Source organism: uncultured Neglectibacter sp. (genome assembly GCA_937958185.1).
Classification (GTDB): domain Bacteria; phylum Bacillota; class Clostridia; order Oscillospirales; family Acutalibacteraceae; genus Acutalibacter.
The window spans coordinates 132,294-147,056 of sequence record CALFFN010000006.1; the positions used below are offsets into that span (position 1 = coordinate 132,294).

A 14,763-nucleotide genomic window follows, 5' to 3' on the forward strand; every position below is an offset into this window, starting at 1 on the left:
CTCTTTTTGGGGATTCCTCCATTGACAGCCGAAATTTTATCTCCTATAATAACCTTGGATAATGCTGTAAGTATCTTCTTTTTACAGTATGATTTTCGGAATTGCTTTCAGCCTGGGGGAAGACTTTTCCCGCAGGAATGCTGAAAATTTTATAAGGAGGGAATCTGATTTGAAACAGAAAACCAATCATCCGTCCGGCGGAAAGTTTCGTGCTCTGTTTTGCATGGGGCTGACTGCTGTACTGGCCGCCGGGATCGCCTTGAACAGCACCGCCGCAACGGTCAAATCAATGCAGTATGACGTCTCCGTGTGGAGCTCGTCGTCCCATACTGCGGCTCTTTCCGGCGACAGCCTGTATGTTTGGGGCGTCAACAGCGACGGTCAATTCCCCGGTTCTTCTCTCTCTTATTCTCCCGAACCCATTCAGGTACAGAGCGGGATCGCCGACGCCGCTGTTTCTGCTAACCGTACCCTTACGGTTTCCACCAGGGGAGAGTTGCGCTCTTATGGGGTCGAGCCTGCTACGGATCTCCACGAGCCAAAGAACGGCAGGGTCGTAGCAAAAGACGCCGCGCTGGTAGCCGCCAGTGATTCCTTTGCCGCTTACGTCACAAAGTCCGGGGCGCTGTATACCTGGGGGAAAAACGAGTTCTCTCAATTGGGCAACGGTTCTGCCGAGGCTTCCAGCGAGCCGGTGCAGATTTTGGAAAGCGGCGTGAAAAAGGTGAGCCTGGGCGCTTCCTTTGGTCTGGCGCTGATGGAGGACGGCTCTGTGTACGGCTGGGGCAACAACAACAGGCTGCAGCTGGGCTATTCCGACAGCGATAAGGACGTGAGCGTTGTGAGCGCCCCGGTAAAGATCGCCGAAGACGTAAAGGATATCAGTGCGGGCGCGTTTCACAGCTGCCTGCTGAAAAAGAACGGTTCCCTGTGGACCTGCGGCGACAATTCCCTGAGCCAGACCGGCACAGGCGATACCCTGCAGGATCCCCTGACACAGGTCATGACCGGGGTGCGCAGCGTATCTGCCGGCTCCTATCATAACTTCGCTGTGTCCACTGACGGCACTGTATATGCCTGGGGCTACGGCATTTCCGGGCAGCTGGGCAACGGCGGGGACGAGCAGATCGCGGCCCCCACAGTCACTTCTTTCCCGTATGTGCAGGTCTTTGCCTGTAACGACAACACCTTTGGCATTGACACCAACGGCGACATTTATTCCTTTGGCGACAACACCAACTACCGCCTGGGCAAGTCAAACGGGTCCGACTCTAATCTGCCCGTTCGGATCCTGGATCAGAACATGACCTGGGTCTATACAGACGAACCCGTGGACAATGACGACCACCACCACGGCGCAGACGTACCTCCTGTGACCACGCCGGACGTTTCCGACGAGCCCGTGACCGACGAGCCTGTTATCGTCTGCACGCCGTTTGTCAACGGATACACCGACGGCACCTTCCAGCCTGACAGGAGCGTGAGCAGGGCGGAATTTGTAAAAATGCTGGTGGCTGCTTTGGGCGAAGACTTTGACCCCGAAAAGAATTACGGCACCTGTTCCTTCTCCGACGTCCACCTGGGCGGCTGGTATGAAAATTACGTTGCCTATGCCGAGCAGCGCGGTATCGTCACCGGTTATCAGGACGGCACGTTCCACCCCAACGATAGTATTTCCCGTGCGGAAGCCAGCAAGATGACTGCCGTTGCCATGGGTCTGGACGTGGAGAATGCTCCTTCCGCCAATTTTGAGGACGTAGCTCAGAACAGCTGGGAAACCGATTTCATCAATGCCCTGGCTAATGAAGGGGTTTTGAACGGCGATGGCAAGGGGCATTTCCGTCCCACCGCCCGCCTGTCCAGAAGCGAGGCGGTCAAGATGATCTCCTCCGCCGCTGGATTTAAGCCGGACGATACGCTGGCCAGGGAACTGGCCGGTCAGTTCTCCCAGAGCCCCTTCCGGGACGTTTCCAGCAAGGATTGGAGCTATGTCTACATTCTCCGCAGCGTGGGGTATGTGGATATGCCTGAAACAGAAGAATAAAAAAATTTCGTGAGATAAGATAAATGAGCCCCGCGGCATCTTGCCAGATGCCGCGGGGCTTTTTTCAGAAGATTTCCCGGAAACCAAGAGATTTTCCCGCCGCCGTTGCATTGTGCGGCAGAAAATGCTATACTGGAACACAGATAATTTCGGGCAAAAAAGCGGCAGGTTGTTTTTCTTCCCGAAAGCGAAGGAGCGAAAACAGATGAACCAATCGGAAAAGACCATGGAAAAAATCGTGAACCTCTGCAAAACCAGGGGCTTCATTTTTCCCGGCAGCGACATTTACGGCGGGCTTGCCAACACATGGGACTACGGTCCTTTGGGCGCAAGGCTGAAAAATAACGTGAAAGACACCTGGCGGAAACGCTTCATTCAGGAACGCCACAACAGCTTTGAGGTGGACGCGGATATCCTCATGCACCCCAGAGTATGGGAGGCCAGCGGTCATGTGGCGTCCTTCTCCGATCCCCTGCTGGACTGCAAGGAATGCAAAATGCGCCACCGGGCGGATAACCTGATCGACGATTTTGACCCGGACGCCCACGCGGACGGCATGACGAAAGAGGAAATGTTCCAGTATATCAAGGACCACCACATTCCCTGCCCCAACTGCGGCAAGCACAATTTCACGGATATCCGGGAATTCAACCTGATGTTCCAGACCTACCGCGGCGTGACAAACGACAGCAAAAGCATCATTTACCTGCGCCCGGAAAACGCCCAGGGCGAGTATGTAAATTTCCTGAATGTCCAGCGCACCATGCGGGCGAAGCTGCCCTTCTCCATCGGGCAGATCGGCAAAGCCTTCCGCAACGAGATCACTCCCGGGAATTTCACTTTCCGAACCATCGAATTTGAGCAGATGGAGTTCCAGACCTTCTGCAGGGAGGGTTCCGACGAAGAGCTGTATGAGTATTTCAAAAATTACGGCAAACAGTATTTTGAGGACTTGGGTCTGCCCGCAGAGCGCCTGCGCTTCCACGACCACGAAAAGCTGGCGCACTATGCCAAGGCAGCCTGCGATATCGAGTTCCTGTTCCCCTTCGGCTGGGGAGAGATCAACGGCACCCATAACCGCACCAATTTTGACCTTTCCCGCCACCAGGAATACAGCGGGCAGAAGCAGGAATATCTTGACCCGGAAACCAACGAGAAATTTATCCCGTTCATCATCGAGTCCACCTATGGGCTGGACAGGACCGTGCTGGCGCTGCTGTGCGAGGCTTACGATGAGGAAATGCTGGACGAGGAAAAGAACGATATGCGCGTGGTGCTGCACCTGAATCCTGCCATCGCCCCCTATAAGGCGGCGGTGCTGCCCCTGTCCAAGAAGCTGGGCGGCAAGGCGATGGAGGTGCGGGATATCCTTTCCAGGCACTTTATGACCGATTACGACGAGACCGGCTCCATCGGCAAGCGCTACCGCCGGGAGGACGAGATCGGCACGCCGTTCTGCGTCACGGTGGATTTCCAGACCGTGGGCGACGAAAACTCCCCCGCCGACAACTGCGTCACCGTCCGCGACCGCGACACCATGGAGCAGGTGCGCCTGCCCATTGACAAGCTGGAGAGTTACATCAGCGAAAAGCTGGGGTTTTGAGCCGGATTTTCCTGACGTCATTTTACCGTGAAAAATTTCTGCCCGGAAAGGGGAACAGACCTTGAAAATAGACAGATTGCTCGGCGTGCTGGCAACACTGCTCCGCCGGGAAAAGGTGACTGCTCCCTTTCTGGCGGAAAAGTTTGAAGTGTCCCGCCGTACCATCAGCCGGGATATCGAGGCTCTGTGCATGGCGGGCATTCCCATTGTCACCGAACAGGGACGGGGCGGCGGCATTTCCATCGCCCCGGGCTACACCATGGATAAGCAGCTGTTCACCCAGGGGGAGCTGCAGATCATTCTTTCCGGCTTGCAGGGGGTCGGCAGTGTATCCTCCCCTGTCCCCATGGCGGCACTGCAGGAAAAGCTGCCGCTGCCGGCGGATTTTTCCTCTCCCTTTGCCATTGACCTGGCTTCCCATTACAAAGGCAGCCTGACGGAAAAAATCTCCCTGCTGCGGGGCGCGATCGAGCAGCACAATATTGTGAAATTTACTTACTACTCTCCCAAAGGGGAATCCCTGCGGCGCGTGGAACCCTATGTAGTGACCTTCCAGTGGAACGACTGGTACCTGCTTGCCCGGTGCACGGAGAAGCAGGAGTTCCGTACCTTCAAATTGTCCCGGCTTTGGGAGCTTTCCCAAACGGCGGAAACGTTTTCGCCGCGGGATATCCCTCAGGAAAAGCTGAACAGCAACGCGGTGTGGAAGGAAAATTACCGGCTTACCGCCCTGTTTGAACCCAGCGTAAAGTATCGGCTGGTAGAGGAGTACGGTCCAAATTGCTTCACTGTACAAGAGGACGGGAGCTTGCTGTTCTCCTGTGATTTTACCTTTTACGAAACCATGCGTTCCTGGGTCCTTTCCTTCGGCAGCGGCGTCACCGTGCTTTCCCCTCAGGAATTGCGGGAAGACCTGCGCCGCCAGGGGGAAGAATTTTTAGAGCGTTACGGAAAACAGGACAGTTAGCTGTCCTGTTTTTTCTTGTATCCTTTTGTCAGACGGAGAAATATCTCCGCAAAAAAGGAGTGGTAAGAAATGAATCAACTGCCAAAAACAAGGGAAGAGATCACCTGCTATTGCGGGCTGGAATGCAACGGCTGCGAATTTGTGGAAAGCTGCCATTGCGGTGGCTGCATTGCCACAAAGGGGCGCCCTTTTCACGTGTCTGCGGAGCAGGAAGCCTGCGCTGTGGCAAAATGCGCCATGGAAAAGGGAGTAGTATTCTGCGGCGACTGCGGGGAATTTCCCTGCGGGCTGCTCCAAAGCTTTTCCAATGACCCGGAGTACGGCGATAAGCCCAAAGGCGCGCGAATTGAGCGCTGCCGGCATATAAGAGAAGCCCTGGACAAGGAGGGAAAATAAGCCCCGTGATAAAGAAGCACTTTTTTTCCTGCCCGGAAGCTGTTGATCCGTCCTCTTTATATGGCTTTTCCTGGATGGAATACGCCACTGCGATCCCCTCTCCGCTGGTAGCTTTAACCAGCTACAAAAGCAATGGGAAGCCCAATGTAGCAATGCAGTCCTGGTGTACCTTTACCAGCGATTCAAGTGGATTTTATGCGCTATTTGGGGCGGTGAACCGGCACCAGCATATGTACGCTTCTGTGAAGGAAACAGGCTGCATGGTAGTAAATTTCCCTTCACAGGGCTGCTTTGCCGCCTGTATGAGCTCGATTCAAAACAAAGGGGACGATACCGATGAGATCGCTGCGTCCGGCCTGACCGCCGAACCGGCGGTCACTGTAAACGCCCCGCAGATCAGGGAATGCTTTCTCAATCTGGAATGTGAGCTTCTCTGGGAGAAAGAGCTTTCTTCTGACGGCAATTTTATGGTTTTCTGCGCGAAAGTGCTGGGTTTTTCCATGGATAAGGACCATTATGCGCCCTCCGGCACCAATCGGTATGGAGAAGACGGCTATCTTTACAATATCCGTTCTCCCATGGACCCCGAAACCGGCGCCAGACAGGGAGCTGCTTTGGGGTTCCTCCATGCCCTGCCGCCCTATTGAAATACAGGCACTGCCCCAGATGAGATATGTCCAGACCCTGGCAAATATTTTTCTGAGCACCTTCCGGGCAGTATCAACAAATAGAAGCGGGCAGAAATTCTGAGAAAAGCCTGAAAAAACTATATTTAGGGGGATTTTTCGACAAAAATCGAAAAATCCCCCTAAATTTTGTGACTTTACTTAGAAAAAATATTGAATCGCGGCACTATATGTGGTAGAATGAAACAGTATAAGTAGACGTGTGCTCTTTTGGCAGGAGGGATCATCATGGCCCCAAAACGGCGACGCTTTGCTGTGCTGCTGGGCTCGCTGCTTCTCGCAGCATCTATCATAACCGTTCCCGCCCTCGCCGAGGAGGACAGCGGGCTGGTTCCCTATTCCCAAAATGGCGACGGTCCCATCTTTTTTCCCACTCCTGTCGCTCCGCCTACCCCCACCCCGGAGCCTACTCCCACCCCTACGCCGGAGCCCACTCCGCCTCCCACGCCGACGCCGACCCCTACCTCTTCTCCTACGGACACTCCCGACGATAACCCGGACGACAATAACAATAACGATAACAATAATAACAACAATCATGGCGGCGATAACAATAACTACGCCACGCCCAGACCCAACGGGGCTGGCACAGTCACTCCCGCGCCTACGCCCCACCCCTCCAACCGTCCTGTTCCGACAGAGCAGCCTTCCGTGAACCGCCCAAAGGTCACGCCGAAGCCCCAAATCCCGACGGACCCTTCTCAGACCACAGCGCCTGACGATGGCACGAATTACGTGACCTTTGCCCAGCTGAATGTAAAAAACAATTCCCTGGCAGTGGCTCTGTTTTACGGCGGGCTTGCCTGTGCTGTTTTGGGTGGCGCGGGGCTTGTTTTCCTGTTGGTGCGTGCCTTAAAAAATCGCCGGAAAGACGAAAAAGCCGCGATCTTCCAGGAAATTGAAGAAGCGGAAAACCGCCAGCACCCTGTCAGGATTCCCAGCAGCACGCCGGAGCTGATGACTTCCCCTCCGGGGGCTTCTTCGGGGCACGCTTCTCGACCACCCCACCCCGCACAGCCTTATGCCCACCCCCATCAAACGCCGGCAGCACGCCAGACCGCCCCACAGACGCACCCCTCCCGTCCGCCCTCCCATGGCGAAGAGGGTCCTGTTCCGTCCCATTCTCACGGAGAGACTCTTTCTCATGGCGACCTGCCCTCCCATCGTCCCCGGACGGGGGCAGCCGCGCCTATCGTTCCCGTGCACGCTTCTTACTACACGGAGGAATTTTCTCTGGAGGAGGAACAAAATGCCAGTGCCGCAGGCAGCCCCCCGGCTGCCCCTGCCGCTGCCGTTCCCTCTTTGGCTTCCCGCCTGCGGGCGCAGCGGGCTGCCCGGGTCGTGCAAAACGACCATCTGGACGCAGCTTCCCGCCCGGAGCTTCGCCCCATCGGCAAGCCGCTGGCAGAGCGATTGAACCGGGAGCCTGCGCAGCCTGAGCCTGCAAAAGAGGAGCGCCCCATAGAGCCGCCAGCAGCACCGCAAGTGCCGGAGAAAGCACAGGAACAGCCTGTGCAGCAGCTCCCTGTAACACATGCTCCTTCAGAGCCGGAACAGAAGCCGGCAGAGCAGAAGGCGGAACCGCCTGCGGATAAAGTCCCGGCAAACACAAAGATATCGGAGGAGCCGCCGGAGCAATTGACCTTCCAGCAACCTGAGAAAGAAGCGCAGCCCGAAGCGGCGGCAGAAAAGAAGCCGGAAAAGGATTCCTCCTCCGGCGATCAGCTGCCTGGACAGATCAGCTTTTTATAACGGTCCCTTTCTTTGTAAAACAGCCGCAAAAAGCCCCTGCCGATTGGATTCGGCAGGGGCTTCCTGTATAATTTTCACGCTTATCTCAGCTTATTTTTGGGTCTCGCCCTTGTCCTCCAGCAGGGTGACGGTCACGTCCAGCTCCGTGCCGTTCTGGCGGTACAGCGTAATGGTGGGCTGGTCGCCGGGGGCGTATTTCAGCAGCAGGTTGGAAATGTCGGTCAACCCGGAGACAGCTTCCCCGTCAATGGCGATGATGATATCTCCCGCCCGTGCTTCCGTGCCGGTAAAGGCGCTTTCCTCCGCGATTTCGGAGATCACAAAGCCCTGGGGGACATTGTACAGCATTGCCATGGAGCTGGTCACGTCGGAGCCTACAATGCCCAGCCGGGTGCGCCCTTTAACATAGCCGCCGGAAAGCAGCTCATTGATAATGGACTGCGCCTTGCTGACGGGAATGGCAAAGCCCATGCCCTCGTAGCCGTCCGTGATGATCTTGGAGGAATTGATCCCCACGACCTGCCCGTACATATTCACCAGCGGTCCGCCGGAATTGCCGGGATTGATGGCTGCGTCGGTCTGGATATAAGTCATGCCGTTTTCGCTGTAACGCCCAACGGAACGGTTCAAACCGGAAATATACCCGCCGGTCATGGAGCCGGAGAAAGCCGCGCCGCCGGGGTTGCCGATCGCCACCACGGAATCGCCGATTTCCAGCTCCTCCGCGTCGCCGAACTCCGCGGGGGTAAAATCGTGGTCGTTGGTCTTCAAAATTGCCAGGTCGGTGGTGCGGTCCACACCTACCACAACGGCTTCGTACTTGTTGCCGTCATAGGTGGTGATCTCCACCACGCTGCTTTTGGAATTCATCACCACATGGGAGTTGGTAATGATATAGCCGTCCGAGGTGGCAATGATCCCTGTGCCCGTACTGTTTCTCTCGCTGCCGTTCTGATTGTAGGTGGACGCCACGGTGACAGTGGACTTGACCACCTTCTGGTAGACCTCCTGTGCGGTTTTTTCCGCGCCGCCGGGCTGTTTGTGGATCATGATCCCCTCCGTATTGGGGGTCACGTCCACATCGGGGGCATGGTCGTCCTTATCCGCGTCCGGGGGCACTACGCCGTCGTCAAAATCGGGGATATCATCGTCCTCGTCACCGCCGCCAAAGGGGAACTGGGGCGCAGGGGTGCTGTAGGGAAGACCTCCGCCGAAGGGGAAGTTCGTTTTCGGGGCGTTCACAGCGGTGTAGGTCAGGTAGCCGACAGAGCCGAGAATAGCCGCCCCTGCCAGCAGGGACGCGATCCAGATGAAAACCTTTAACCCGGTGGACATCTTCTTTTTCGGGGGACGGGGCGGCTCCTGGTACACGGGATACCCGGGCTGGACAACGGGCGGAACAGGGGGCTGTGCCACCGGCTGCTGCCCGTAATAGCCGCCGTAGTAGCCGGGCTGCGGCACAGGCTGCTGGGGCGGGACCGGCTGCCCATAGTAGGGCTGCTGGGGCGCAGCGGGCTGCCAGCCGTAAAAGGGCTGCTGCACGGGCTGGGCATATCCAGGCTGCTGCGGCGTCCCATACGCCGCCTGCACCGGGGGAATTTCCTGTGTGGGAACTCCTTGCGGTACGGTCTCCTGCACGGGAGCCTGTTGTTCAGACGGCACCTCCGGCATGACAGGGGCTTCCTGCGCTTGATAGGGCACCTCCTCCACGGTGGGGACCTCCGGCTCAGCCGGTTCCGGGGAAACGCTGGGGGCTGGCTGGCTGAAGCCGTCCTCTACTGCCGTCTCCGGGACCGCATTTTCGGAAGCCGCCTGCTCCTCCGCTTCGGTTTGCAAAGCACTTTCCGCCAAGGGCGCTGTCTCCTCCGCAGGTCTGCTTTCTGCGGGGGCTTCCCCGGTGGGGACACCCTCCGGCTGCATGTTGTTTTCCTGATTGTCGATCATGATTTCCTGCTCCTTTCCGCATCGCTCTTATTATCTTTCCCTTTGGCTTTTGGTTCTTTCAGCTTTGGGGTGTTATTTTCCTTTAGCTTGGGCGTTTCCGGGGGCTTGGGGATATAAAACTCGAACCGGCAGTATTCCCCTGCCCTGGAGCTGACGGCGATATCGCCCCCGTGAAGCTTCAGCACCGTTTTTACAATGTACAATCCCAGCCCCATGCCGTTTTTATCCTGGCTGCGGGAGCGGTCCGTTTTATAGAACCTCTCGAAAATCCGGGGCAGCTCCTCGGCGGCAATGCCCTGCCCGCTGTTTTCTATCACCACGGTGGTGCGGTCGATGCCGTCAATGACCTGCACGGCAATATAGCCGCCGGTATTGGTAAATTTTACCGCGTTTTCTATCAGGTTGTACACCACCTGATGCAGCAGGTCCTGGTCGCCGTAAACGGTTTGCGGTCTGGCGTCCTCCAAACCGCGAATTTCGATCTGCTTTTCGTCGATCCGCTGCTCAAAGGTCAGCAGCGTGTCCACGATCGTGCGGGTAATATTGAAATTTGCCGGGTTCATCTTCATTTCGCCGTTGTCGATCCGGGACAGGTCCAGCATGGAGCGCACCAGGCGGGACAGCCGCTTTACCTCGCTGGACACGATCTGGAGGTATTTGTCCTGCTCCTCTCTGGGGATGGTGCCGTCCAAAATGCCGTCGATAAACCCGGCAATGGTGGTCATCGGGGTCTTCAGCTCATGGGAAACATTGGCGATAAAGCTCCGGCGGGTCCCCTCGGAAATGGAAAGGGAATTTGCCATATTGTTAAAGGACGCCGCCAGCTGACCGATCTCGTCCTCGCTGGTAACGGGCACGCGGACGGAAAAATCGCCCGCGCCGAAGCTGTGCGCCGCCGCCGACATCTGCCGCAGGGGCTTTACCAGCCGATAGGCAAACGCCCCGACCACACAGAAGGTCACTGCCAGCGCTACCAGCGCTGCAACCAGGAAAATTTTAATCAACTCTCCCCGGAACACATTGACGGACGCCACGCTGGTCGCGGCAAACACCGCCCCCACACAAGCGCCCTCCTGCCCGGAATACACCGGGACGCCGATGATATAATGGCGGCTGCGATAAAAGCCCTCCATGGTATTATTGCCCTCGTACAAGCCCTTTGCCGCAGCCTGCACCGCCTGCATGGGCACCTGAGTGGGAGCTTCCAGCTTGCTGTTGGAATACTGCCCCGCCAAAATTTTCCCATCCAGATCGGTGATGAAAATATCGGCGTCGATACTGGTGGAAAAGCTGGAAAGGAACCCGTTTACCATCTCCTGGGGCAGCTGGCGGCTGTTTTCCGCGTCCAAAAGCCTGCCTGTCAGCCCGGCAACAGAAGCGGCGTTCTGGGTGAGAAGCTCTTTTTTCTCCCCCCGCCAGTATTGGGAAAAGAACAGCATCATCATGCTGCCCAGCATGGCAAAGCTGAGCGTGATGATCACCATGGTAATGCTGAGATACCGCTTGAAAATACTTTTCTGCATTCCTGTCCGCGTGCCCCCTGTATGAAAATTGCGCCGCCTGTAGAGAAACTATTCTTTTACTTCAAATTTGTAGCCCACGCCCCACACGGTTTTCAGCGCCCACTTATCGGAAACGCCCTCCAGCTTTTCCCGCAGGCGCTTTACGTGCACGTCCACCGTGCGGCTGTCCCCATAATAGTCAAAGCCCCAGACCTCGTCCAGCAGCTGATCTCTGGTGAACACGCGGTTGGGATTGGACGCCAGATGGTAGATCAGCTCCATTTCCTTGGGGGGCGTGTCCACCTGGACGCCCTTTACCTTTAATTCATAGTTTGTCAGGTTGATGGTCAGATTTTCATAGCTGACCTCTTTCTTTTCGCTTTGCTTGTCCTCGCTTTGGGCGCTGCGGCGCAGGACCGCCTTGATCCGGGCAACCACCTCTTTTGTCTCAAAGGGCTTTACCACGTAATCGTCCGCGCCCAGATCAAGCCCCAGCACACGGTCGAAGACCTCGCCCTTGGCGGTCAGCATGATAATGGGGCAGTCTGATTTTTTCCGGATCTCCCGGCAGACCTGCCAGCCGTCCAGACCGGGCAGCATGATGTCCAGCAAAATCAGATCCGGGTTGACGGAATCGAACATTTTCAGCGCCGCTTCGCCATCGTGGGCAAGAAATGCCGTAAAGCCCTCTTTTTCGATATATAAGCGCAGCAATTCACAGATATTGGTATCATCGTCTACGATCAGTATTTTTTCAGAAGCCATCCTTTTCGCTCCTTCTCCAAAGATTTCTTTCCTCTGAGACCCATTTTCTCCCAGAATAAGTTCATTCTACCTGCTCTATGTGGCAAAATCAAGAAAAGAACATGAATTTTTTGTGAAGGGAATGGGCGGAAAAAAGACTTTGTGGTATGAAATACCACAATTCTCCTGCGGAGAACCGTCTTTTTTCACTGCCTCACAGGTACACTGTTCTATTGATTATGGTGTTCTATCGTTCATAGAAGGGGCGGGAAAAAGTCTTCCCGGCATATTTGGAAAGTAGAAAAGGCGGTTTTTGTTTCAAAAATCGGCTGCGGTGCAGACGAAGCCTTTTCCAGGAAGAAAGGCGCAGCCTTTCTTTTGCTTCGCAAAACCATATTTTTCCACTGCGCTGGGGGTACACTTTCTTCTGGACGCTGGCATTCTAAACTTTACAAAAAGGTCAGAAAAAGCTCTTCCCTGCATTTTAGAAAGCAAAAGAACTCCGGCTGCACCGCAGCCAGAGTTCTTTTGCTGGTCAAAACCATATTCCACCATCTTTTTGTTACATTGCTAATTGCTAATTCCTAATTTCTCATTCCCTCATTCCCCGCCCTTTTCTAACAACTAACATCTAGTAATGCAGCCGCACCGCCTGGGGCAGTACCGCTGTTTCCACCTCAAAACCGCCGGAAGCATATTCGCCGTCCAGCGACCACGGCATGGGCTCCGCGCAGGTGAATTTCGCCCCTGCGGTATGGACAAAGGTGATCAGCTCCTCATCGTATTTCCCGCCCAGCAGGGAGAAGATGATACGGTTCAACTCCAGCAGGTTCCGGGGTGTTTTCACAAGGGTCAGCTCGAATTTTCCATCGGACAGGTCCACTTTTCCGGGGTCCAGCTTGACAATGCCGCCAAAGGAGGTGGAGTTGCTCAAAGAGCCGAAAATGTAGCTCCCCTCATATACGCCGCCCTCTGCCGTTTCCGCCCGGACAGGATAGGACTTGATGGCGGGCAGCTCCTTGATCCCTTCCAGCACATAGGCGAGGTGTCCCAGGGAGTTTTTCAGGCTCTGGGTGGTGGTATAAGAGGTCTGGGTAAAAGCGCCGAAAGACGCCACATAGATGAAATTTCTTTCCCCAAAGCTGCCCACGTCCAGCGCCTTGGGGCTGCCCTCCGCGATTTGCCTTGCCGCTTTTACAGGTTCTTTCGCGATCCCGAGGGAGCTGGCAAAATCGTTGGTGGAGCCTGCGGGAATATACCCCAGCGGCACAGCTCCTCCATGTTTCAGCACCTCGCTGACCGTCTGGCTCAGGGTACCGTCGCCGCCGCAGCAGATCAGCGTTTCCAGGGGTTCTTTCAGGAAAGAGGCAATCGCCTCCGCCGCCTGTTCGGCGCTTTCCGTCTGAACCACTGCAACCTCCCTGCCGCTTTCCTCCAGCACTGCCTTTACCCCGTCTATTTCCTTGAGGATATTTTGCCGCCCGGCGTGGGGGTTGACCAAAATAACCGTTTTCATATTCTCACTCCGCTTTTTCGTATCCGTTTGCCTTTCTTTTCCCCGTTAGTATGTGCCGGCGCTTCCAGGAAATGTAATTTTTCTTTCCTGTCCCGCCCGCAAAACGCCCATCTGTCCCAGCGCGGAAATCGCCTGGACAGCGTACAGCGTGCACGCCATGGCGGCTCCCGTTTCTCCGGCTGCCCCGCCCAGCGCCAGCACTAAGGCACAGAGCAGGACCATCACCCACGTGAGAATCGTCACTGTGAACGGGAACAGCCATCTGAATATCCCGTTCCGGGAAACCAGCCCCGCCGCCTGGGCAAAGGGCTTTTCCCACTGCCCCGAAAGCTTTTGCAGCGCCGGGAGCCTTTTGTATGCCGGCATGAGCAGACCCAGCAGGAGAATCAGGGCGAATACTATGCGCCCTGCAATGGAAACGGGCTGCACCAGTGCCAGCGCTGTGCCGCCCACCAGCAAAACGGGCAAGGTGCACAAGGTGCAAAAGCCGGGAGATACCCTCTGCTTTACCGCCAGCAGCACCGCCCCCACGGCGGCTGCCAGCCCCAGCAGGGCAACGCCCAACAGCAGCAGGCTGCCGTGCAGCACATAATCGGACTGGATTTTCTCCACGTCAATGCCCACTTCCCGGTACAGCAGCCTTTTCAGCGCGCCGCCCGCCTGATTCTTTTCAATAGCGGGGGCGGCTTCCGCGGCGGAAATAATCTCGGAAATGCTGTCCTTTGGCACTCTTGCCAGCAGCGGCAGCAGGGAATAAAGCACCTCTATGTCCGTTCTTGTGAGATCCTCCAGCGTAAAATCCTGCTTTTCTTCGGTTGGGGAACCGTCCGTCTCCGCGCCGCTTTCCGGGGCGCTGCCGGCGGGCGTGCTTTCCGTTTTGTCCTCTCCAAAGGTTTTTTGCGGGGAATCCCGCATGACTACACCGTCGTCCGCAGCGGAAGCTTCCCCGGAAGAACTCCCTTCCGAATTGGAGGATTCCGGCGCGGCAGGCTCCGGCAAGGTGAATAAAGCCCCCTCCGGCATGGAGCCCAGCACGCCCTCCGGCAGCGAGCTTTCCTGCCCGGTCAAATCCCGGAGGTTGTCCCCGAATTTCCCGATTTCTTTCTGCTGTTTCTGCGCGTCGGAGAATATCTGGGAAATTTCCTCCAGCTCCCCGGTTTTTTCGTTTTGTCGCAAATAGCGCAGCAAGGCGGCGCAGGCGCGCTCATACACCGTATTGGCGGCGGTCAGCCGGTCCTCCGGCAGCCCCTCCCGCAGGGCGCAGATGCTTTCTTCCCTGGCATAGGGATACCGGGCGGAAAGCCGCTGGGCTTCGCTGCTTTCCGGCTCAAAGGTCAAATAGGTTTCCGCGATCTGCTCACGGTCCTCCTCCGTCATAAAGCATTGCAGCAGCGTCATGCCCTGCAGGCTCATTGCCTCGGGCACGCCTTCCTCCATGCCGCCCCGGCGGAACCCGTTTCCCACAATATCGCTCAAAAGGTGGGGCAGGGTCAGGGCGCACGCAGCCTGACCGAGCAGCAGCAGGCAGATAAGCAGCAGCGCTCCCATGGAGCTTTTCCGTTTTTCCCACAGCTTCACGGCGGTTCCCTCCTTCCACTCTGTTCTGAAC

General features: G+C 56.4%; 12 protein-coding genes. 6 read left to right on the top strand and 6 right to left on the bottom strand.

The features are described from left to right. Nucleotides 1-169: 169 nt before the first annotated feature. The 6 genes from AB8996_RS02050 to AB8996_RS02075 all read left to right on the top strand — a co-directional run bounded on the left by AB8996_RS02050 (nucleotide 170) and on the right by AB8996_RS02075 (nucleotide 7,448). Nucleotides 170-2,044 carry an S-layer homology domain-containing protein gene (locus AB8996_RS02050; protein ID WP_369297310.1) on the top strand — a complete coding sequence of 625 codons (1,875 nt, stop codon included), beginning with the start codon at nucleotides 170-172 and terminating at the stop codon, nucleotides 2,042-2,044. A gap of 205 nt (nucleotides 2,045-2,249) precedes the next feature. Beyond that, entirely contained in the window at nucleotides 2,250-3,647 is a 1,398-nt protein-coding gene (locus AB8996_RS02055) for a glycine--tRNA ligase (RefSeq protein WP_369297311.1), read from the top strand. 61 nt (nucleotides 3,648-3,708) lie between these two features. Further along, nucleotides 3,709-4,614, top strand: coding sequence for a helix-turn-helix transcriptional regulator (locus AB8996_RS02060; RefSeq protein WP_369297312.1), 906 nt, complete (start codon nucleotides 3,709-3,711; stop codon nucleotides 4,612-4,614). 69 nt (nucleotides 4,615-4,683) lie between these two features. Then, entirely contained in the window at nucleotides 4,684-5,010 is a 327-nt protein-coding gene (locus AB8996_RS02065) for a DUF3795 domain-containing protein (RefSeq protein ID WP_369297313.1), read from the top strand. A 5-nt stretch (nucleotides 5,011-5,015) separates the two neighbouring features. Continuing rightward, nucleotides 5,016-5,657, top strand: a complete 642-nt coding sequence (locus tag AB8996_RS02070; protein WP_369297314.1) for a flavin reductase family protein — start codon at nucleotides 5,016-5,018, stop codon at nucleotides 5,655-5,657. A 267-nt stretch (nucleotides 5,658-5,924) separates the two neighbouring features. Continuing rightward, on the top strand, nucleotides 5,925-7,448 hold the full coding sequence (locus AB8996_RS02075) for a hypothetical protein (protein WP_369297315.1): 1,524 nt from the start codon (nucleotides 5,925-5,927) through the stop codon (nucleotides 7,446-7,448). A 90-nt stretch (nucleotides 7,449-7,538) separates the two neighbouring features. Here AB8996_RS02075 and AB8996_RS02080 read toward each other — a convergent pair whose 3' ends face one another. The 6 genes from AB8996_RS02080 to AB8996_RS02105 form a co-directional block, all read right to left on the bottom strand. Beyond that, entirely contained in the window at nucleotides 7,539-9,392 is a 1,854-nt protein-coding gene (locus tag AB8996_RS02080; RefSeq protein ID WP_369297316.1) for a trypsin-like peptidase domain-containing protein, read from the bottom strand. Further along, nucleotides 9,389-10,915, bottom strand: coding sequence for an ATP-binding protein (locus AB8996_RS02085; protein ID WP_369297317.1), 1,527 nt, complete (start codon nucleotides 10,913-10,915; stop codon nucleotides 9,389-9,391). Before AB8996_RS02085 ends, AB8996_RS02080 begins: the two co-directional genes overlap by 4 nt. A 48-nt stretch (nucleotides 10,916-10,963) precedes the next feature. Beyond that, nucleotides 10,964-11,659 carry a response regulator transcription factor gene (locus AB8996_RS02090; protein WP_369297318.1) on the bottom strand — a complete coding sequence of 232 codons (696 nt, stop codon included), beginning with the start codon at nucleotides 11,657-11,659 and terminating at the stop codon, nucleotides 10,964-10,966. Nucleotides 11,660-11,956: 297 nt separating this feature from the next. Then, nucleotides 11,957-12,193 carry a hypothetical protein gene (locus AB8996_RS02095; RefSeq protein ID WP_369297319.1) on the bottom strand — a complete coding sequence of 79 codons (237 nt, stop codon included), beginning with the start codon at nucleotides 12,191-12,193 and terminating at the stop codon, nucleotides 11,957-11,959. A 76-nt stretch (nucleotides 12,194-12,269) separates the two neighbouring features. Next, the gene (locus tag AB8996_RS02100) at nucleotides 12,270-13,154 is read right to left on the bottom strand and encodes a diacylglycerol kinase family protein (protein ID WP_369297320.1); all 885 of its coding nucleotides are present in this window, start codon (nucleotides 13,152-13,154) and stop codon (nucleotides 12,270-12,272) included. A 45-nt stretch (nucleotides 13,155-13,199) separates the two neighbouring features. Further along, a complete protein-coding gene (locus AB8996_RS02105; RefSeq protein WP_369297321.1) occupies nucleotides 13,200-14,732 on the bottom strand; it encodes a hypothetical protein in 1,533 nt (510 codons plus the stop codon). Nucleotides 14,733-14,763: the final 31 nt, after the last annotated feature.

Coding starts and splice junctions, on each gene's coding strand:
- AB8996_RS02055 (WP_369297311.1), top strand. CDS start 2,250: ATGAACCAATCGGAAAAGACCATGGAAAAAATCGTGAACCTCTGCAAA.
- AB8996_RS02065 (WP_369297313.1), top strand. CDS start 4,684: ATGAATCAACTGCCAAAAACAAGGGAAGAGATCACCTGCTATTGCGGG.
- AB8996_RS02075 (WP_369297315.1), top strand. CDS start 5,925: ATGGCCCCAAAACGGCGACGCTTTGCTGTGCTGCTGGGCTCGCTGCTT.
- AB8996_RS02080 (WP_369297316.1), bottom strand. CDS start 9,392: ATGATCGACAATCAGGAAAACAACATGCAGCCGGAGGGTGTCCCCACC.
- AB8996_RS02085 (WP_369297317.1), bottom strand. CDS start 10,915: ATGCAGAAAAGTATTTTCAAGCGGTATCTCAGCATTACCATGGTGATC.
- AB8996_RS02090 (WP_369297318.1), bottom strand. CDS start 11,659: ATGGCTTCTGAAAAAATACTGATCGTAGACGATGATACCAATATCTGT.
- AB8996_RS02095 (WP_369297319.1), bottom strand. CDS start 12,193: ATGGTGGAATATGGTTTTGACCAGCAAAAGAACTCTGGCTGCGGTGCA.
- AB8996_RS02100 (WP_369297320.1), bottom strand. CDS start 13,154: ATGAAAACGGTTATTTTGGTCAACCCCCACGCCGGGCGGCAAAATATC.